At 48.1% G+C, this 24,379-nt stretch carries 4 protein-coding genes; all 4 read left to right on the top strand.

Annotated elements, in window-relative coordinates; all coding sequences use genetic code 11:
• The first annotated feature begins 160 nt into the window (after nt 1-160).
• A complete protein-coding gene (locus BC643_RS10635; RefSeq protein ID WP_147377195.1) occupies nt 161-1,171 on the top strand; it encodes a hypothetical protein in 1,011 nt (336 codons plus the stop codon).
• 333 nt (nt 1,172-1,504) lie between these two features.
• Complete coding sequence (locus tag BC643_RS10630; protein ID WP_120273066.1) at nt 1,505-2,548, top strand: T9SS type B sorting domain-containing protein; 1,044 nt, start codon at nt 1,505-1,507, stop codon at nt 2,546-2,548.
• 3 nt (nt 2,549-2,551) lie between these two features.
• Nucleotides 2,552-3,553, top strand: coding sequence for a PorP/SprF family type IX secretion system membrane protein (locus BC643_RS10625; protein ID WP_120273065.1), 1,002 nt, complete (start codon nt 2,552-2,554; stop codon nt 3,551-3,553).
• 668 nt (nt 3,554-4,221) lie between these two features.
• Nucleotides 4,222-24,282 carry an HYR domain-containing protein gene (locus BC643_RS10620; RefSeq protein ID WP_170154522.1) on the top strand — a complete coding sequence of 6,687 codons (20,061 nt, stop codon included), beginning with the start codon at nt 4,222-4,224 and terminating at the stop codon, nt 24,280-24,282.
• The last annotated feature ends 97 nt before the right edge of the window (nt 24,283-24,379 follow it).

The raw sequence follows: 24,379 nt of genomic DNA, 5'->3' as shown, positions 1-24,379 counted from the left end.
GAAAAAGAAAGAGATAAATAAAAAATAAAGTTTAACTGGATTTCTAAAGTGAATTATTATGAAAAAGCAATTTTTAAACTTAGGTCTTTTCCTGCTCGCAATAGTTGCAGGAATTAGTGAGTCCAATGCTCAAGCAGTACATTGGTCTACATCGCAAACTTTGAGTTGTACAACCGATGCGTTGCATCCAGCTCCCGGTGTGAAATACACCTATACCGCAGATGTAACTAACGATCCTACTATCTCAACAAGTACACCAAACGGACAATGGCGTTTCTGGGCTACCACGGATACCAATTTCCTTGTTGATAATTCTGGTACACCTCAGTTTAACTATGCCACTGCATTGACAGTAGGAACTAACAAGATTCTTACAGCTTCGAGCGATTACAACATTGAGATTGGTACTTCTGGTGCAAATACCGATGGTAATATCGACTTGTCGTGGACCTCAGGCTTGTTGAACTCAGTGATTGATGGTACAGTTGAGCACCTCTTTGTGGTTGCCTACTATGAGAATGCCGCTGGTTGTACAGATAACATCCACGTTTGGGAGTTGGATCCGAAAAACTCTTTCATTGTTGACATTATTGCGATGGATGCGGCGGCTTTGGCCTCTTCAAAAGATAAGTATAACGTGACTCCATCGACCTGTGTTGATAACGTAGAGTCGTTGAAGTATGAGAATGGCGGCTTAGTCTACGACTATGGTGATAACTACTTGTATTTTGAATTCATTGCAGCCAATTTCACAGACTACTGGATTCCGGTGTTTAGTTTGGAAGGTCTTGCATCAAAACAGACTGCAACTTATGAATATACTTTCGCAACCCCTGATGCCTGGGGAGCATCAACTGTTTGGAATACCCTGACGTCTGGATCAACACAAATAGCACCTGCAGGAACGTATACCGATGGTGGTGTTTCGATCTTCGTGCGTGTAAAAGTTGATCATAACAGCTATGAGAACTTGAGTGGACAGACTTTAACAATGTACCTGGATGGTAAATTGGGCGACGGCACTTTCGATACTGTTAATTCAACATGTGATGATCCTTTAGGTGCAGACCAAGCTGATTCAGCTAAATCAACCATCGATCCAAGACCTGAAAATGATGATTCAACCATGCCATCTCCTAATTTCTTAGGTGGTAACACAACTAATATCTAATCTCTGATTTAATGCTTTTTTCATAATCCAAAATATCCTCGCCAAGCCCTTCCGCAAAGAAAGGTTGGGCTTGGCCGAGGCTTTGGGAATGAATGAGCAGATTTTGAAAAAGAGTCGTTGAAGGTGCTTCAGCGTAGCGCAAAGAAAGAGTTTGGTTGAAGCACGCTGTAAGAGGAAAATGAATGACAGTCACTTTAGTGACCAACAACCAGAAAGACCGCCCCGAGATTGATCTGGCGGAACATTTGGAACGGAAAAGACAAAATCAGAAGACAAAAGTCAAACATTTAAACAGGAGTTTTTAGAACAGAAAAATAGGCTTGAACTAATTTAATGAACAGACTTTGGTACCATATCATCAGATGGGTACTGGTAGTAATACCGGTGCTTTTGGCTACGGCTTCCGCCATGGCCCAGATGTCTGTGTACCGCGGTCAAACCACCAATCTAACTATTGATCCGCAACCGGGAGAAACCTATTACTGGGAACTTTATTCCGATTCGACTGTCGATTTTGCGATCGACGCAGGTAATGTGCCGAGCTCCGTCGCAGAATTTGTAAACGGTATAGATACTGGCCCGAGTGTCAGCATTATCTGGTATGAGCCCGGAACTTATTTTGTCAAGGTCACCACCCTGAACGAGACGCAGTGTACGGACAATATTCAGGTTGGTAAGATTGTCATTCTTGAAACAGAGAAGGAGACCCTGGATCCACCGGTTGCTATCGATGATTATTATGAGGTTGATTGCAATGAGCAGTTTTTCGTGTTAACGTTAAACGACGAATACGATGACAATCAAAGTATTTTTGTAAGCATTTTGGAGTGGCCTAGTCAGGGAATACTGCATGAGATGGATGATCAGGGGAATGTCAGTTACACAGTTGACTTCTTTACCCATGGTACAGATTCATTCACTTATACACTATGTTTTGACTCGGATCAATCCATGTGCGATACGGCTACCGTTCACATCACGATCCCGGATGATTTGGATTGTGACCCGGCTGCACCCCTGCCGGAACCGGCCGACACGACCTGTCACTTCTTTATTCCGGAAGGATTTTCACCCAACGGTGATGGGGCGCATGACTACTTTGTGATAGATTGTATTGAGCAATATCCCCAAGCGAAGTTAATGGTATACGACAAGCAGGGATATCTGCTGTACTCAAAAGAAAATTACGGTAACACCAATGTTTGGGGCTATAATGAAGCTGATTTGTGGTGGGGTGGACAAACAACCAAGCATCACCACAATGCTGATGGAATGGTGATCCCCGGTGTCTATCTGTATGTTCTGGATAAAGGAAACGGCGATTTAGAGCGAGGCTTCGTCATGGTAGCCTATGGAAATGCAAAATCAGGGAATTAGGAAATGAAAAAGGAAATGCGAGCATATGGATTGAAAAAGGTCATCCTGTTGGGAATGATTTGGGGAGCACTATGCTTGTTTGGTGCCTCTTCCGCTTTTGCACAGATCGACCGCGACCGCTCGCATAAAATATATACTGAACCGGTGTTCACACAATACATGAATGGTATGCAGACCATTAACCCAGCCTACGCCGGCATGTGGGAAAAAGTGGGTGTACAGGTGTTTACCCGGCGCTACTTCGTCGGGCAGGAAGGTGCGCCGCTGATGGCTGCCGCCACCTGGTATAAGCCTGTAAAAAATGACAACAACGGTATTGGTTTGAATATTACCAACGAACACATCGGTTACGAAAACAAATTAACGGTAGCCGCAGACTATTCTTACCAGGTAAAGCTTGATTGGAAAACGTTTTTGCGTTTGGGTTTGAAAGTTGGTTTTATCAATTACGACAACTTGTTGACCCGTTACGATTTGGATTGGGGACAGGATGATCCCGATCCCGCTTTCGCAACCGATATTCACCAGCATATGATGTTGAAGTGGGGGGTAGGTGCTTTGATCTACACCCGCGATTATTATATAGGCTTGTCTATTCCGCAGATTATCTCCAATAAATTCAGGGCCGACGTGACCAACTTTTCATCTTTAGCAGATGTGCGTTATGCCTATTTATTGGGAGGTTATTTCTTCGGACGCCAACGACAAGTTCGTTTTAAACCAACAGTATTACTCAAAGGGGCCATTGGTGGAGAATTCACCGCTGACTTTTCAGCCAACTGGCTTTTTTACGATAAATTTTGGGCAGGTGTCATGTACAGGACCAATAACACGGCAGCTATTGTAACCCAATTTGTTATGATGAAAAATGTTCGCTTCGGTTATGCGATGGAGTTTCCTTTTGGTCGAGAGATCTTTAAATACCAACTCCAAACACACGAAATACGCGTAGTCTACGAATTCGACTTCTATCGCAGACCCTATACCCGGAAGCAATATTTTTGATTGTACGCTACTTTCTTAAACCACCCCGATTAAAAATAAGGACAGGCTTGGTCCGCCTGCCTGAGGAATTGGATTGTCTATTTTGAACGTAAGTATAAAATGTTTTGTTAGTGTAAAACCTATTCGGATGATTCCGTGTATTATAGGTGATATGTTGGCTTTAATCACAATTTTAATTGCGCGCGTGATACGAGCAGTTGTATAGATTGTTTCGGGTTTTTACGTCGCTAAGTAATCGAAGCATGGCATGTTTACTCTATTTTCGCGATTTATGTTTGGTTGAAATGCCATTTTTGAATTGATTTTAGATGATTTGCAATCGGATTTACACATTGATATTGCTTTTTTATCTATGAAAAATGCTTTTTCGTAGATAAAAATGAGCTTATTGACCATAAATAATTGAAGATCAAGATATATCTGAAATTATTTGCGTCTAATCGGTTAATATGTTGTAAATTGTTGATTCAAACAGGCGAATTAAGAAAGAGGGTAAACTTGTTTGTCGGAGAGAGAGTTGGTATATCTCTAAACTTATGAAAAAAAGCGAGGTGAGATACGTCTGTAAGATGTGCGTGGGATGCTTGCTGTTTGCCATTCTTATTTTTTGTGCATCAAAGAGGACTAACGGAAGTAGCTTATCATTATATGCTCCTAATGGAGAAGATATGTCTCAATTAGTCTTAACTTCCGGTGACAATTACCAGCCGTTTTCAAACAATTCTTTAAATCTCGATTCAGCTTCAGGTTCTTCCGGTAACGAGAGCTTCCTGGCAATTGCTTCCGAAGCCGGAAATTCAATTCACTCTCGCTTCGAGGATCTTTTAATCAATTATCATTCTGAAGGCAATTCACTTCGACTATCTCCTTTGGTGTTGGCATTGCCGCCGCCACCAACAGCAACTGCTGCTTCAGGAACAGGATATTGGGATGTAGCTTCTACTTGGGGTGGGGCTACTATTGATGATACCTATGACTTAGTCGTACCATCAGGTGCTACTGTGACCATTCGGACTAATGTTACCTGTGCTAGCTTAACAATTCAATCCGGGGGGACTGTCATTTTCGAGAATGGGAGTACCTTGACAGTTACCGGCGATCTGTCAAACTCTGGTACGCTTACTGCATTCTCCGGATCTTCCATCACCTTGAGTGGAAACTGGATTAACAACGGCACCTTTACTTCAAACTCCGGAACTGTGTTGATGACCGGTGCCGGGAAATCAGTTTCCGGAACTTCCACAACTTCCTTTTCTACGCTTCAAATAAATGCCGGCTCCAATGTAAGTTCGGTTATCTCCGTATCTTCTTCGATAAATATTGGTTCTCTTGTTCTTACCAATGGGCTTTTGTCGATCACCGGCGGGACGACAACTATTTCAGCAATTAATGATATTCCACAGACAGCGGGCCTGGAAGTAAATGGCGCAAGTGCTGTTTTAACTACCGGGAACTATACAATCAACAACAAAGGATTAATTCATATCGTGCAAGGGATTGCAAATTTCGGAACGCAATCCGGCAACAGTGTGGATACTTCGGTTGATGGCGCTTTTGTTGTCAACGGAGGAGAAGTCAATATAGCTGGTCGTTTGCATAACTCGGCAGGCGATGGTAACTATTTTTTAGGCACGAGCTATGAGGTGGGATTGACGATTACTGGAGGAACAATAAACCTGGCGACTGTCGGAAATGGATCATCGGATACCGGAAGCTTGGATGTAACTTCAGCGGGCTATTTCGATTTTAGCGGAGGTACTATCAATTTTATTAAAAGCAGTTCTGCGACGCGAGATATTGACCTTCGGATTGACACACCAAGCGGAAATGGAACAAAATCAATAACCGGAGGATCGTTCGTATTTGGAGATTCTGCCGGAGGTGAAGAGTTTGTGGTTAGTTCAGCGATTGCATTAACCAACCTGAATTCGAATAATAACACCATCGTTTTTGAGAGTGAAGCGGAGACGGATGGTTCAATCACCTTGTTTGCGAACTATAATGGCTTATATACTTTTCAGTTTGATGTTGGTTCGGGAATAATACTGCCAGTTACGATCGATTTAAGCGGAGCTAGCTTTTCTGCGGGATCTGAGATTACCGTGACCATGATTGAAGGACAAGACACAAACAATGCGAATAGCTCAAATTACCTCAATCGATACTGGACGGTCACATTGACCGGAATCACCGGGTATAGCTATGATTTAACTGCTCAATATCTGGATACTGATGTTGTCGGAGGGAATGAAGCAAGTTTGATTGAAGGAACTTATAATGGGACAAATTGGACCAATAACGGCACTGTTGACGATACGAACGATCAAATAAACATTACCGGTTTAAGCTCAAACTTAACCTCTCTTTCGGCTTTCGAAGCGCCTACGATAGTGATCACCAATGCCGAGCCGGTTGAAATTTGCCCGGGAACATCAGTTCAGTTGTTAACCTCGGTAACTGGGGCAAGTCCGTATAGCTATTCATGGAGTCCATCTACTGGGCTTGATGATGCTGGATTGGCCAATCCAACAGCGAGCCCAGGTTCAACAACCAGTTATACTGTGACCGTAACAGATGGTAACGGCTTGACAGCAAGTGATGGGATTACGGTAACAGTCGAAGATAATGAGGCTCCAGTCGCAGATAATGCAACATTGGCAGATATTATTGCTCAGTGTGAAGTGACCAGTTTAACTGCACCGACGGCAACCGATAATTGTGCGGGACCGATTAGCGGTACCCATGATGCTACGTTGCCAATCACAACACAGGGAACAACCGTTGTGACCTGGACCTATAATGATGGAAATGGCAATTCGATCACACAGAGCCAAGATGTTGTAATCGATGATACAACGGCTCCGGAAGTAGCAAGTTGTCCATCGAATATTTCAGTAGGAACAGATGCCGATGTTTGTGAGGCTGTGGTTACTTATACAATGCCAACGTTTGCAGACAACTGTGATGGCAGCGGTTTGACAGGAACACTGGTTTCAGGTCTTGCCTCGGGCTCCGCTTTCCCGAGAGGAACGACAACAGTAACTTATGAATACACCGATTTAGCCAATAACGGAACAGCAACCTGTTCATTTACCGTGACTGTTTCAGATGATCAGGCTCCGGAAGTAGCAAGCTGTCCATCGAATATTTCAGTAGGAACAGATGCCGATGTTTGTGAGGCTGTGGTTACTTATACAATGCCAACGTTTGCAGACAACTGTGATGGCAGCGGTTTGACAGGAATACTGGTTTCAGGTCTTGCCTCGGGCTCCGCTTTCCCGAGAGGAACGACAACAGTAACTTATGAATACACCGATTTAGCCAATAACGGAACAGCAACCTGTTCATTTACCGTGACTGTTAACGACAACGAATTACCTACCATCTCCTGCCCACCTTCTTTTACGGCAACAGGTAATTCAGCATGTACCGGAGCGATTGTGGTTGTGGCTCCGACTTACTCCGATAATTGTGCTGTTGCCGGTATTGATTGGGAGATGACCGGAACAACGACTGCTTCGGGTAGTGGTGCGATCGGAGCTTACACCTTTGGTAGAGGAACGACAACGATTTCATACACGGTAACGGATGTAGCCGGTAATGAAAATCAATGCAGTTACCAGATTACGGTTCCCGATCTTTTAACGGTTACTGCTGACGTATCTGATGCCATAATTTGTAACGGCGATAATCTAACGTTATCAGCGACTCCTTTGGGGGGGACGTCAAATTACAGTTACGCATGGACAGGCCCGAACGGCTTTAGTTCGAGTTTGCAGAATCCGGTTATTAACAGTATTACGACTTCAGCTACCGGAACTTATTCTGTCACAGTTACAGACACCAACGGATGTACCGCAACATCTTCGGTTTCGACAACAGTTAGGCCAACTCCAACTGCAACGATCAGCGGTACGACTCAAGTTTGTCAGAATGCTTCCAACCCATCGGTGACCATTTCGAACCCGATGGCGCTACCGGTTGTGGTTAGCTATAACATCAATAATGGAACAACAGTGACGGTGAATGTCGGAGCGAACAGTTCGGCCGTTATCTCACAACCAACTAGTGCTGATGGAACTTTCATCTATAATTTAGAGAGTGTCGATTATCAATCGACACCGTCATGTACCCAGGTGTTAAGTGGCTCAGCAACAATCACAGTTTACCCCACGCCGACCGTTGATCCGATTGCAACCCAGATTTATTGTAACAATACGTCGACCCCGGTAATGGTTCTTTCAGGACCGGTTAGCGGGACAAGCTTTACCTGGACCAACAGCAACCCATCCATTGGGTTGGCAGCCAGCGGATCTGGGAATGTTCCGGCATTTTCAACGACGAATACCACAACCGGTATTATTTCGGGAACGGTGACTGTCACCCCGACAGCGAACGGTTGTCCCGGTACGCCGCTCTCCTATACCATTAATGTTAACCCGACACCAACAGCAACCATTAGCGGAGGGACAACGGTTTGTCAAGGTAGCACTTCGCCTCTTATTACTTTTACCAACCCAAGACCATTGCCGATTACGGTTACTTACAATATTAATAACGGAAGTTCGCAGCAGGTGAACATTGCAGCCAACAGTACAAGTACGGTTGCAGCACCTACCGGAACAGCAGGAACTTTCAATTACAACCTGGTTAGTGTCGGTTTTCAGTCGGCACCGAATTGTGTGATTGCCCTTTCAGGCAAAGCCACCGTTGTGGTCAATCCACTGCCGGTAGCTGTCGCCTCACCGCTTTCACAAGCCATTTGTTCGGGCGAATTCAATAATCCAATTTCATTGAGTAGTGGTACTGCGGGAACCAGTTTTACCTGGACGGTGGCACAAACGAACGTAACGGGAGCAACAGCAGGAAGCGGAAATTCGATCAGCCAGGCTTTAAGTACGACGGGAACGTCAACCGGAACGGTGGTTTACACCATCACTCCAACGGCAAACACCTGCCCGGGATCCAGTATTACAGCTTCGGTAACTGTTAATCCGAAGCCGGTTGTGACGGTGACGCCGGTATCGCAGACGCGTTGTTCGAATGTAACTTTTGCGAATATCGTACCTACCAGCGCGACCTCGGGAACTACTTACGACTGGATACGCGATCACACCAGTGATGTGTCGGGGATGCCGGCTTCGGGAACAGGAACAATCACCGGATCGCTGAATAACCTGACTGATGCTCCGATTACCGTCAGCTTTATCATCACACCCAAAGCAAACGGCTGCTACGGAGATCCGGTGACCGCTACGGTTACAGTCGAACCGACTCCGTCTATTGTGAATATGTCGGCTACGATTTGCGGCAGTGGTACCTTTACCGTTAGCCCGGTTAACGGCACCGATGGCGTGGTACCAGCCGGAACGACTTATACTTGGGCAGTTCAATCGGTAAGCAGCGGGGTAACCGGGGCCGCGGCCGGAAGCGGCTCAACAATTACCGGATCATTAGGCAACACAACCAATACAGTACAAACAGTGGTTTATGCCGTTACACCGAAATTTGGTGATTGTAGCGGAAGTTTGTTTTTGGTCACTGTGAGTGTAACGCCAAACCCGGCTATCACGAACATGAGCACGTCAATTTGCGGCAGTGGCACATTTACAGTAACTCCGGTGAACGGAACGAATGGAGTGGTACCGGCGAATACCCAATACAGTTGGTCGGCACCCTCAATGTCATCCGGTTTGACGGGCGGGGTTGCTGGTAGCGGAAGCTCGATTAGCGGTACCTTGGTGAATAATACGAATACGGCAAAAACAGCGACCTACACGGTTACACCAAATTCTTCAGGTTGTGCCGGAACGAATTTTACAGTGACAGTGACGGTGAATCCGTCACCGACGATCGCTCCATTAACTGCCACGGTTTGCAGTGGCGAAAGCTTTAGCCGAACCCCGGTGGATGGAACCAATGGTATTGTGCCTGCCGGAACAACTTACACCTGGTCGGCACCTGCAGTAACAGGCGGAATAACCGGTGGCACGGCAGGAAGTGGTGCTTCGGCGATTAGCGGAACATTGACCAACCCGACCAGCATCGTGCAAACAGCGACATACACAGTGACGCCTAAAGCCGGAAGTTGTACCGGTGCTGCCTTTACCCTGACTGTTCAGGTTGAACCGAAACCGGCGGTGAACCCAATCACCGAAACGATCTGCAGTGGCGATAATTTCACGATCAGTCCAGCCGACGGAACAAATGGAATTGTACCCACAGGTACTACCTACAGCTGGTCGGCACCAACAGTAACCGGTAGCATGACCGGTGGAACTTCAGGTAGTGCTGCTTCTGTTATCAGCGGTACGCTTGTCAATCCGACCAATAGTTCGCAAACAGCAACCTATATTGTTACACCGTCAGCCGGTAGCTGTGACGGAACTAATTTCCAACTTATCGTCACCGTTTTACCTAAACCGGTTTTGAACACAATGACGACGTCGGTGTGTAGCGGTTCATCCTTTAGTTTGACACCTGCCAACGGAACGGACGGTATTATTCCTTCGGGAACAACATATAGTTGGACGACACCGACGATGCTGGCCGGTGTGACAGGTGGAGTAGCTGGTAGCGGATCTTCGATTGGCGGAACGCTGACGAACTCAACGTCGTCGGTTCAAACAGTTACTTATTCGGTGACTCCACTTACGCCGACCTGTACCGGCGATCCGCAAACAGTTACTGTATTCGTTTATCCAACGCCAACAGCGACGATTGCTGTTAATGGCCCCGATTTGGTGTGCTACAACGGTGTCACTTATATCCGCTTTACAAACCCGCAGGATGTAGCAGTCACCATTGCCTATACGATTAATGGTACAACAAACGCGAGTGTTGATGTGGCTGCCAATTCTTATACCGATGTGGCTGCTACAACGAATTTGGCCGGTACCTTCAATTATAACCTGTCGAGTATTGAATACCAAACTGGGCCAGCCTGCTCCACATCAATTAGCGGAACAGCTACCATTGCTGTTGAACCCGTCACTACAGCTGTGATTTCGCGGACACCGTCGGGAACGATCTGCGCCGGAGAATCCGTTACATTTAGTGCAGCTATTGCCAATGCCGGAACCAATCCAACTTACCAATGGTATTTGAACGGGGGTGCTATCTCGGGAGAAACCGGAGCTAGCTTTACTTCTACTACACTGAACAACACGGATAAAATTACTTTGGTAGTCACCACATACGATACACCTTGTCCCGGAACGACGACCAGTAACCAGTTGACCATGACCGTGAACCCATCGGTTTATCCGGTGGTGACAATCTACGAGTCGGAGAACGATATTTGTGCCGAAACCGATGTTAGTTTTGAAATTTTCTCGCTTTCAGGTGAGGGAACAAGTCCAACTTACGAATGGTACAGGAACGGAACAGTCGTTTCAACAGGGGCAAGTTATTCTGCAAATGATTTAGCGGATAATGATGAGGTTTACCTGAAGGTTTACTCGAATGAGACCTGTGCTGTCAATCCAGGCGTTTCGAACACGCTGACGATGAATGTTAGTCCAAACCTGCCGGTAAGCGTGAGCATTGCAGAAAGCGACAACCCGGTTTGTCCGGGAACGCCGGTGACCTTTACGGCAACTCCTGGGAATGGTGGAAGTAATCCGGGCTATCAGTGGAAAGTGAACGGCGTGAATCAAATCGCCTACACATCAACCTTTACATACACGCCAGCTGATGGAGATAAAGTAACGGTTGAGTTAACTTCGAATGAGACTTGTACCAGCGGAAATCCGGCTACGTCCAATGCCATTACGATGTCGCTGAAACCCGACGTTCCGGTAACACCCGGAGCGATTACCGGAACAACCGCTGTTTGTCCGGGCATAACCGGTTTGACTTACAGTATCAGCGATGTAACGAACGCAACGTCCTATGTTTGGAGCGTACCGACCGGATGGACGATCGTCAGCGGGCAGGGAAGTACGTCTGTAACCGTTATAGCGGGAGCATCGGGACAAAACGGGAATATTCTTGTTGCTGCATCGAATGACTGCGGAACGAGCAATGATCAATTGCTGGCGGTAACTGTTGGCAGCCTCTCTGTCGAGCCGACCGGAATTACCGTTACCAATGACGATACCTGTTTCGGAACAAACAAAACTTTAACCGTTACCGGCGGCTCGCTTGGAACCGGAGCCAATTGGGAGTGGTTTACCGGTTCTTGCGGTGGCACATCGGCAGGTACAGGCACGAGTATTACCGTAAATCCGCCAGCCGGAACGAGTACGACTTATTGGGTGCGTGCTTCCGGAGATTGTAACACGACTAACTGTGTCAACACAACGGTGACGGTAAGCCCGGCAGCACCGGCAACACCCGGGGCAATCACCGGAACCACACCTGTTTGCCCTGGTACGACTAACTTAACTTACAGCATTGTTGCTGTTACGGATGCCACTTCCTACACCTGGACGGTTCCGGCCGGATGGACAATTACCGGAGGGCATGGAACCACATCGATAACCGCAACGGCAGGCAACGCCGGTCAAAACGGAAACATTACGGTTACCGCGTCAAATTCCTGTGGGACAAGCAGTGCATCGACCTTCGCAGTTGTTGTGAATCCGAATTTACCGGTGAGTGTGAGTATTGATGCAAGTGCAAATCCTTTATGTTCGGGAACAGCTGTGACAATGACTGCAACGCCAACAAATGGTGGTAGTAGTCCCGTGTATGAATGGTATGTCGGGGGAGTTCCAGCGGGAACAAATTCACCCACTTATAATTTTACTCCAACGAACGGTCAGGTGGTCACAGCGGAGTTGACATCGAATGCTTTCTGTGCGACTGGTTCACCTGCAACCAGTAATGCAGTTACATTGCAAGTTGATTCGCCGATAACAGAAACGCCACAAACGCCTACCGGAGACCAATCAATCTGTTCGGTGGCCTCATTGCTTCATTATACAGTAACGCCTGTTACCAACGCCACCAGTTACATTTGGACACTTCCTTCGGGTTGGACAATTACGTCGGGGGCAAACACCAATGACATCTATGTGACCATGCCTGCGGGTACTTCTGCGGGGAATTATAATATTTCGGTTCAGGCCAACAACACTTGTACAACGACTGCGTCCAGTGAAAATCTACAGGTAGCTGTTGGCGACTATGCAACCGCTGATGCAGGAGCTGATCAAACCATTTGCTTTACGACATCAAGCGTATCTATTGTAGGTGTTTCGGGTGGAGCAGCCCAGAAAAATAAGGGAATCTGGTCGACGTCGGGAACAGGTACTTTTGGCAAAGTCGCTGACTATAGCACAACATATACGCCGAGTTCTGGGGATAAAACCACAGGTACTGTCACATTAACGTGGACTACCCAGGATCCGGCAGGTAGTTGTGATGCTGCATCTGATTTCTTAATTCTTACGATTCGCCCTGATTTGTTTGCTACAATTTCAGGATCTACGGTTATTTGCTCCGGTTCATCGTCAGATATTACTTTCAACGCCAACCCCAATACTGTTATCAGCTATCGGATCGGGGCCGGGGCAACACAGACGATTGCAGTTGGTGCAAGTGGGACAGCTACTTTAAACACGGGTACGCTGACAGCCAATACGACATATACGATACTAAGTGTTGATTGGGCTGCTGCTCCGAGTTGCCCAAAAACGATCAGTGGTCAGTCTGCGTTGATTACCGTCGACCCTGCAGCGACCGTCAACGCCGGAGGGCCTTATACGATATGCGAAGGTAGTCCGGTGACACTGGCCGGTTCAGTGGGCGGTGGCGCTAGCTCGGGAACGTGGTCGGGCGGAACAGGAACGTTCAGCCCCAATAACACAACATTAACGGCTACTTATACGCCGAGCGCTGCAGAGATTTCGGCCGGCTTCGTCACTCTTACTTTGACGACCAATGACCCGATCGGACCTTGTGGGGCAGTAAGTGCAACAGCAACGGTTATCATTAACCAAGAAGCCACAGCCAATGCGGGTGCCGATCAAAACATTTGCGAAGGAAGTTCTGCAACCCTGGCCGGTTCGGTGGGCGGTGGCGCTAGCTCGGGCACATGGTCAGGCGGAGCAGGAACGTTCAGCCCTAATAACACAACATTAACGGCTACTTATACGCCTAGCGCTGCTGAGATTTCGGCCGGTTTCGTTACTCTTACTTTGACGACTGATGACCCGGCAGGGCCTTGCGATGCTGCCAGCTCAACAATGACGATAACTATTGATCCGGTAATAACGGTAGATGCCGGCGGACCCGATGTAACATGCCAGGCAGCAAGCCCTTCTGCGATAACTCTGACCGGAGCGACTTTCAGTGGAGGTGCTACATCGGCAAGCTGGGCTATTGTTTCCGGAAGCGGTACATTGAGCAGCACGTCTGCTACAGCCACGCCGGAGACAGTGACCTTTACTCCTGCAGCCAACTATTCCGGAACCGTCGTCCTTTCGTTGACGACTGACGCTCCCGGAGTTTGTCCGGCTGTGAGCGACACCCGTACGATTATCGTGAACCCCGCGCCGACGGCTGTTGCGGGTGGACCGGACGTCACTTGCCAGTCGGCCCCGCCTTCGGCTATTACGCTGAGTGGTGCAAGTATTGGCGGTGGAGCGACAACAGGAACCTGGTCTGTGACTTCAGGCAGCGGAACCTTGAGTAATACTGCTGCAACAACTAGTCCAGCGACAGTCACTTTCACCCCAGCTGCTGATTACTCAGGCACCGTGGTTTTGACCTTAACAACAGATGCACCGGGATCCTGTTCTCCGGCGAGTGTACAACGGACTATCGAGGTAAATCCTGCAGCAACAGCAGATGCCGGAAGCTACTCACCAATTTGCTCCAACAGTTCAGTGACATTGAATGGTTCAGTTGGAGGTGGCGCAACAACCGGAACATGGAGCGGAGGAACAACCGCTGGTTTCAATCCATCCCGAAACGATTTAAATGCTGTTTACACACCGAGTGCTGCTGAAATTACAGCCGGTTCGGTAATTCTGACCCTGACCACGAATGATCCATCCGGGCCTTGTACTGCAGCTAGCGACCAGGCAACGATCACCATTTACCGGGCGGTGGCCATTTCGAGCCAGCCCACCAACACCGGTGCTTGTGTGGGTAACTCAGCCGATTTGACTGTTGTTGCGACAGGAACGGGAGCGACTTACCAATGGTATAAAGACGGAGTTTTAATTCCGGGAGCTACTGCTTCCACCCTTCATTTTGCATCAGTTAGTTTAGATGATGATGCCGGGTATTACGTGGTCGTCAGCGGTACTGCACCATGTTCGCCGGTGACATCGAATACGGTCACCTTGAATGTTGATGCGGCTATTACCATCAGTACTCAGCCGGTCTCTTTAACCCGCTGTATCGGCACGAATGTGACATTCAGTGTCAGTGCGAGTGCCAATGGTGTTCCGTTGAATTATCAATGGTACAAAAAGGGAACTCCGGATTTGGCTGTGGGGACGAATTCTTCCAGTTATACGATAACGGGAGTTAGCTCAGCTGATGCCGGAGATTATTTCGTTGTGATCACTGGAGACGCAGGATTCACCTGCTCGTCGGCCACGTCGACCGCAGCGGTTTTAACGGTAACGCCAAACGGAACCATCGGTTTAAATTCAGGTTCGGCAAGTCCAACCTTGTGTGTTAATACTCCGCTGACATCCATCTCCTATTTGGTAGGTGGCTCAGCAACGGGAGCAATCCTGAGTGGAAGTTTACCGGCAGGGCTGAGTAGTTCGTATGATGGAACGACCAAACTGTTCACGATTAGCGGCACACCAACTGCCGCCGGCACCTACAATTATACCGTGACAACAACCGGAAGTCCCTGTTCAAATCCGTCGTTAAGCGGTACAATAACGGTCGACGGTGTTGGTACACTAAGTTTGGCCGGTGGAAGCGCGGCAACTTCGGTTTGCGTAAACAACCCGATCTCGACAGTGAGCTACTCGGTTGGCGGTAATGCGACCGGTGCTTCGGTTGTTTGGACGCCTTCGACTCCGGCCGGAATCACGTCAGGTTACAACAGTACAAGCAAATTATTTACGATTAGCGGAACACCAACTGCACCGGGCAGTTATTCATATACGGTGACAACAAGCGGTTCACCCTGTGTTAATCCTTCGCTGTCGGGGACTTTGAATGTAACCGGCGATGCAACAATTGCGCTTGCTTCCGGCAACCCGAATCAAACAATCTGTATTGGGGTGCCGATTGCTACCATTAGTTACACGGTGGGAGGTACAGCTACCGATGCGGTGCTGTCGGGTGATTTGCCTGCAGGGGTTGCCGGCAGCTATTCCGGAAGCGAGTACACGATTTCGGGTACGCCTACCGAGCCGGGAAGCTTCAATTTTGAGGTGATTGCAACGGGACCTTGTCAGAGTGATTCGGAAAACGGAAGCATTACCGTTGATAATTACCCGGACGCGGGATACATTTCTCCCGACATTTCAACGGTATGTACAACAACGAATAGCGGAACGCTGACGCTGGAAGGCTACTCCGGGAATATCATTCAGTGGGAGCAGTCGTTTGACGGCGGAAATACCTGGGCGGTCATTCCGAATACAGCGGGCCTTTCGACCTATAGCTTTAGCGATCTTGCGAATACGGCCTTGTTCTCGGTTCTGGTAGGTAATACAACCTGCGGTAATGTTTATTCGAGTCCGGCAAGGGTGACAGTGATCCCGGCGTTTACTCCTGAAATTACTGTTTCCGGAGGAAATGTTTGTGCCGGCGAGCCGGTAACATTAACAGGTAATATCGATATTTTGCCAACGGGCTACAGTGTTATTTCGGGCGGAGCATTTAATGTGGCCAACCCTAAAGGATGGACCGTTTACGAGGATGGAATCGCAATTCATCCTTTCCCTGCAGCCGGTGACAACCGGGAGAACGGACCATGGGCTGAAACGAACGGACCCAAAGTGTTCTGTGGTGATATTTATGATACGTCCGATAATACAAAATTCTCCATTGCCAACGGTGATGTTAATTCCTGGCTGGAAACTCCAATTTTCAGTCTTCCGGCAACCATGTCTTCGGCGGAGTTGACTTTCACGCATGCCTATCATTTGGTATCGGGTTCAACGGCCGAAATTCGGCTTTCGACTGATGGTGGGGAAAACTTCGATATATTGTTAGCATCCTATTCCGGTGATTTGAATGTCGGGAATCCCAACGTGATCAACGATGTTGGTGTAGATATGTCGGCCTATATTGGGATGAGCAATCTGCAAATTCGTTTTATCTACGATGGTGTTGATTGCAGCGTTTGGGCCATTGATGATATTGGTTTACCCACACCTCCGGCAGATGTTACTTACGAGTGGGGGCCCGTTCAGGAGATTCCCGGCAACTCCGGCGAGACGGTTGTTGTTCTGCCGCCTACGACGACTCAATATACGTTGACCGTTTATGTGGCCGGCTGTCCGGGGGTAGCAACTGCCGTGTGGGTCAACGTTTACGAATATCCGGAGATTACCACGCAGAACTCTTGTGTTGGTGGTGGTACGGTTACATTCACACAGCAGAATGCCGTTACGGGGGGAACATGGACGGTAACCGGAGGCGGTAGTATTACATCGGAGGGTGTATTTACACCAACTACTGCCGGATGTTATGAAGCGACTTACTCAACGCCGTCGGGCGACTGTAGTGACACTGAAAGTTTTGTTGTTTTCCCGGCTTCGCCGGCTCCAACGGTAAATTCCGGCTGCGGTCCAATTGTGGTGACTCCTCCAACGAATGTGGATGGATTCAATATTGAATACAGCTTTGATGGAGGTGCAACCTGGGGAGTTAATCTTCCGCCGACAGCCGATAATTGTGCGGGCTACAGCATAAAAACGCGCTATGTTACCTCAGCTTTGTGCGGAACGACGCCGGCCAATACGACTTCGGTTTGTGCTGAGTCGCCGGAGGTCATTCGCTCCCTCGATGCGACTCCTCCAACTTTTACCACACCGGCAGATATCACTATTTCGAAAAATGCCAGTTGTTCGTACGATGCATCGGTAGCGGTTACCGGAGATGTGACCGATGAGGCAGACAATTGCTCTACCGGTTTGAATGCGACCTATTCAGACATCGTTTTACCGGGAGCTTGTGAAGGCGAAGTGGTTATTACCCGTTACTGGACCTTGGTGGACGACTGTGGTAATTCGGTTACAACCTACCAAACCATTACAGTTGCCGATAATAACCAACCGCCAACGTTCACGGTGCCAAACGATATCACCATCTACCGTGACGGTGATTGTAACTGGGATGCATCGGTAAGCAAAACAGGGAATGTGACGGATGCGACAGACAATTGTTCGACCGTGTTGGACATTAGCTATGCTGATGCGGTCAACGAAACCAATCCGTGTAATGTGATTATCACCCGAACCTGGACAGTCGCGGACGATTGCGGTAATTCGACAGTTAAAAATCAGCTTATCACGGTTCTGGATGATATTAAGCCGACGATTACTTGTCCGGCCGATGTGACGAATGCCGCTGATGTCGGGAAGTGCTATGCTACAGGAATTAATTTGGGTACAGCTGCGACAAGTAACGGTTGTACGACTGTGACTGTGACCAATAATGCTCCAAGTCAGTTCCCTGTTGGGCTTACGGTTGTTACCTGGACAGCAACAGATGCTTGTGGTAATTCGGCTACTTGCCAGCAGAATGTAACGATATTTGATAACGAGATGCCGGTGATCACAGATTGCCCGGACGATCAAACCGTGAATGCAGATCCCGGAGTGTGCGGTGCGAATGTAACGGTTGAAGCGCCAGTGGCGACTGACCCTTGTGGAGTCTTCTCCATTATTAACAACTACAACAACACATCGGATGCCAGCGGCTACTACCCGGTGGGTGAAACAACAGTGATCTGGACGGTTACCGATAGTCATGGAAACACATCGACCTGTACACAAAAAATTACCGTTATTGACAACCAGGATCCGTATTTCACATTCTGTCCAAATTCAGTAGAAGAAGAAATTGCAGCCGATCAATGTTCGAAAACGAATGTAACGATTGGAATACCAACATATGGCGATAATTGTAGCGCCGACCTATCTTACGAATTGAGTGGGGCAACGACAGGAACCGGTACAGGACTGATATCGTCAGGGCAGGAGTTCCCAATCGGGGTGACTACCGTTGTTTACACCGCAACTGATCCTGCAGGACACACAGCTACCTGTACATTCACGGTGACGATTATACGATTGAGTATTCCTCCGGCGGTTATTACTTGTCCTGCTGATCCCGCGCCGGTTAATGCTTCAAACGGATTTTGTGAAGCTCCGGTTAGCCCGGCTGCTCCAACTGTGAACGATCCTTGTGCTACCGCTACCTATACCATAACCAATAACATAACCGGTACCGCCAGTGCTGCCGCAAACTACCCGGTGGGTAGCACCGACGTCATCTGGACGATTACCGACAACTCGGGCAAAACAACGACTTGTACTCAAACGGTGGTTGTTTACGATACACAGAATCCCACAATTACTTGTCAGGGAGATGTTGAAGATTTGATCACCAATGGTGGTTGCGACAAGGTCAGTTCCCTGGTTCAGGATCCGGCTGTTTCCGACAATTGCCCAAACCCGGTTTTGACCTACATTTTGACTTTTGAAGATGGTTCAACTTATAACGGCAACGGGTCTGCTGCCGGTTACGCTTTCCCTGTCGGTAAAACCCGGATTGACTACACGGTTACTGATGCATCCGGTTTAACAGCGACTTGTTCGCAAACTGTTTGGATTAAAAACCTGGATGCGCCGCAGTTTAGTGTTGATTGTTCATCTGCGATCAATGTTTCTGCCGATGCAGGAGTTGGATTTTGCGAGGCCACATTAACGGTGCCTGCTCCAACGATTTCGAATCCTTGTAACGAAGTGTACAGCATCAGCAATAATTCGCCTTATAAAACAAGCGATGCCGATGCCAGCGGAACCTACCCGGTTGGGCTAACAACGGTTACCTGGACGATAAGCGATGCTTCGGGCAATGTTTATACCTGTACACAAACCGTCACCATAACAGATACCCAAGCGCCGACAATTGTTTGTCCGGGGAATGTGGAAGACCTGATTACAAATGGAGGTTGCGATAAGGTAAGTGCAAGTGTCGGAAGACCGACCTTTGATGATAATTGTTCGGTTGTGAAACTCACCTATACGCTGTCGGGTGCAACCGTTGGTAACAGCACGGCAGCAGGTATTAATTATGCCGATGGCGAAACTTTCAATGTTGGTTTGACAACAGTTACTTACACGGTGACCGATGCATCTGGTTTGACGGCGACCTGTTCGCACACCGTTTGGATTAAAAACCTGGCAGCACCGCAGTTCAGTGTTGATTGTTCAACTGCAATCGATGTTTCGGCTAATGCAGCAAGTGGACTTTGTCAAGCCACAGTATCTGTACCTTCTCCAACAATCTCGAATCCTTGTAATGAAGCGTACAGTATCAGCAACAATTCGCCTTACAAAACAAGCGACACCGATGCGAGCGGAACTTATCCGGTAGGCGTAACGACGGTTACCTGGACGATAACAGATGCTTCCGGCAATGTTTATACCTGCGAGCAGGATGTTGAGGTGATCGACAATCAAATCCCAACGATTACTTGTCCGGCTAATGCTGTAGACGAGATTACCAATGGCGGTTGTGATTTGGTGAGTGATGTGGTCGGTCAACCGACTGTTGCTGACAACTGCGGCATTGAGAGTTTAACCTATGTCTTAACCGGAGCCACCACAGGAACCAGTTTAGCCACGGGTATCAATTATGCCGACGGTGAAAGCTTCAATGTTGGTGTGACCACTGTAACTTATACTGTGACCGATATTCACGGAAATAAAAATACCTGTTCGCATACTGTTTGGATCAAAAATCTGGTGGCACCGCAGTTCAGCGTTAATTGTTCGCCAGCCAACGATGTTTCGGCAAATGCTGCAAGTGGACTTTGTGAAGCCACAGTTGCAGTTCCTTCTCCAACAATTTCAAACCCATGTAACGAAGCTTTCACAATTACCAATGATTCGCCTTACAGAACTAGTGATACTGATGCCAGCGGAACTTATCCGGTTGGTGAAACAATCATTACCTGGACCATTACCGATGCTTCGGGCAATGTTTATAACTGCACGCAAACCGTCACGATCACCGATACTCAAGCTCCAACAATTGCTTGTCCGGATGATGTGGAAGACCTGATTACCAATGGCGGTTGCGACATGGTAAGTGCCGCCGTGGGGATACCAACCTATGATGACAATTGTTCGGTGGTGAAACTCACCTATGCGCTTTCGGGTGCAACCGTTCGCAACAGCGTTGCAACAGGGATTAATTTTGCCGATGGCGAAAGTTTTAATGTTGGTGAGACAACTGTCACTTACACGGCTACCGATGCCTCAGGTTTAACAGCAACCTGTTCGCATACCGTTTGGATTAAAAACCTGGCTGCGCCGCAGTTCAGTGTTGATTGTTCTTCAGCGAGCAATGTTTCTGCCAATGCGGAAACCGGACTTTGTATCGCAACAGTACCAGTTCCTGGTCCATCGATCTCGAATCCATGTAACGAAGCGTATAGTGTTAGTAATAATTCGCCTTATAAAACAAGTGATACCGATGCCAGCGGCACGTACCCGGTTGGCGCCACTACGTTTACCTGGACCATCACCGACGCATCCGGCAATATCTACACCTGTACACAAACTGTAACAATTGTTGACAACCAGCCACCGGTTTGGGCTCAGTCGATGCCGGCTGATGAAACAGTAGAATGTGATGACTTACCCGCTTTGCCGGCATCTGTAACGGCTACCGATAATTGCGGAAATTCAGTAACCGTTGTCTACAACGAATCGAGAACAGATGGTGCATGTCCGGATACCTATACACTAACCAGAACATGGACTGCAACTGATGGGTACGATAATTCAGTCAGTCACACACAAACGATTACTGTCGAGGATAATAGCCTGCCGGTTTGGGCTCAGTTGATGCCTGCAAATGTTACCGTTGAATGTGATGCCATTCCTGCTATTCCTACAATAGAGGCAACAGATGCTTGTGATCCGGATGTCGAAGTTGTATTTACAGAAGTGAATAACGCAACTGCCGGGTGCGGAACAATTACTCGCAGTTGGACTGCTACGGATAATTGTGGGAATAGCATTTCACATATACAAACAATTACCGTCGATGATAAGACGCCACCAACGTTAGTTGGCGTTCCTGCAAACGTGACGGTAGATTGCGGAGCGGTACCAGTGCCGGCAACAGTAACGGCAACGGATGTTTGTGACAGCGATGTTCCGGTTAGTTATGTTGAAGTTAGTAATTCAGTCGTCAATGGTTGTGGTACTATTTTGCGGCGTTGGACAGCGACAGATAACTGTGGAAACAGTGTGAGTGCAGATCAAACCATCACGGTTGACGATACGACACCGCCAACGGCCAGTAACCCGACAGCGATCAATGTTGAGTGTGTTGCAGATGTACCGGCACCTGATGTAACGGTTGTGACCGATGAAGCGGACAACTGTACGGCCGCTCCGGTTGTGGCCTGGGTGAGCGATTCAGACAATGGGCTGACTTGTCCGAAGACAATCACCAGAACTTACAGTGTAACGGATGACTGTCTGAACCAGATTACGGTAACCCAGACCATCACGGTTAACGATATTACGCCACCTGTATTTGCAGCGGCCCCGGGAGCAGTGACTGTTGAATGTCGGGCAGATGTTCCTGTTATGACCGACCTTGGCTGGACGGACAACTGTGATGGATCAGGAACAGTAACTGGAAGTGATTCATCCGATGGCAATACTTGTCCGGAAATCATCACCAGAACCTGGACTTATACCGATGCCTGCGGCAATACGGCCAGCACAACACAAATAATCACGGTTGACGATACGACACCGCCAACGGCCAGTAACCCGACAGCGATCAATGTTGAGTGTGTTGCAGATGTACCGGCACCTGATGTAACGGTTGTGACCGATGAAGCGGACAACTGTACGGCCGCTCCGGTTGTGGCCTGGGTGAGCGATTCAGACAATGGGCTGACTTGTCCGAAGACAATCACCAGAACTTACAGTGTAACGGATGACTGTCTGAACCAGATTACGGTAACCCAGACCATCACGGTTAACGATATTACGCCACCTGTATTTGCAGCGGCCCCGGGAGCAGTGACTGTTGAATGTCGGGCAGATGTTCCTGTTATGACCGACCTTGGCTGGACGGACAACTGTGATGGATCAGGAACAGTAACTGGAAGTGATTCATCCGATGGCAATACTTGTCCGGAAATCATCACCAGAACCTGGACTTATACCGATGCCTGCGGCAACAACACAAGTACCAGCCAGACCATTACAGTTGATGATACAACAGCGCCGACGGTGACAGCTCTGGCGTCGTTAAACCTGGAGGGTTGCAGCACAGCAGATATTGTAAGTGCGCTGAACGCTTCGAGTCTGGCGTATAGCACTTCGGTTGTGACGATCACCCAAACCCAGTTTAACGACGAAGGCGGCTCCGCTTCAGATAATTGTAAGATTGCTTCGATCACTTACCAGGATAATGTTCCGGTTGGCTCATGTCCAACAGTAGTTACCCGAACATACACGGTTTATGATGCTTGCGGAAACTCGACTGCAGTTACACAAACGATCACGATTGACGATACAACTAAACCAACGATTGTTTGCCCCGATGTGCAGACCATACCGGCAGATTGGGAGGAAAATTTTGGTACGGTTAGCTTGACAGATCCGGAGATTGCGGACAACTGCACGGCGATTGAAGATTTGTCGGTAACGTGGACAATGACAGGAGCGACCACAGCAAATGGAACTGGTTTTATTACTTCTCCTTACCAATTCAACGTTGGAAGCACAACGGTTACTTACACGGTTGCCGATGCCTGCAGTAATACCGAAAACTGTTCGTTTACGATTACCATTACAGCAAAGCCAGAGATTGATTGTGCTCCCGATATTAGTGAAGCAGCGGAGGTTGATAAGTGCTCGAAAACCCTTGACCCTGGACACCCTGTTTTAACCGCAGGGGCTGTGCCGATTACCTGGACCTGGACGATCCGGGATGAAGGTGGCAATGCGGTGGCGACAGGCTCGGAAGTGCGCAATGATTTCAGTGTTCCCGATATCAGTCCGAATCCTTACGAGTTCCCGGTTGGTGTAACCACGATAACCTGGCGGGCAGAGAACTTCTCGGGTTACGACGAATGTACGCAGACCATTACGATTGTCGACGATCAGGCGCCTGTGTTGACTCAACCGGATCCGTTCGAAGATTGCGTGCACCAGGTTGTAACAGCAGCCTACTATGATCCTGTGCTTGGGCTGGTTGCCGATCGTCCGGAATACTTCCTGTTCGAAATCGGTGATCTGGATTTGGATCTCGACCCGTCCTTGTTCGACGATAATTGTAACCAGGGATGTACCTACGAGGTGCATTGGCGGATCACCTTCGCCGATGGAACGACCATTCCGGCTGACGGAACTTACGAGGTCGGACAACCCTCGGATTACGACAGCGATATCCAATTCCCGGGTGATGGGGTGAATTATACGAACGTGGTACATACCATCACTTACTGGATTGTAGATTGCGAGGGGAATACCTCGGCGCCGCAGGAAACAACGATAACGATAACACCGAGACCACGAATACAACTGCAAAACTAAATATGAATCAAAATAAAAACGGAGATCTAAGCCTATGGAAAATGTACTACCTGGAAACCAAACTTAAGACTACAAAAGTCGATCGCTCTGCAAAAAA

Origin of the sequence: Mangrovibacterium diazotrophicum (assembly GCF_003610535.1) — a bacterium.
GTDB classification, from domain to species: domain Bacteria; phylum Bacteroidota; class Bacteroidia; order Bacteroidales; family Prolixibacteraceae; genus Mangrovibacterium; species Mangrovibacterium diazotrophicum.
The sequence above is the reverse complement of the archived record's forward strand: the minus strand, read 5'-3'. Positions and strand labels throughout refer to the sequence as shown.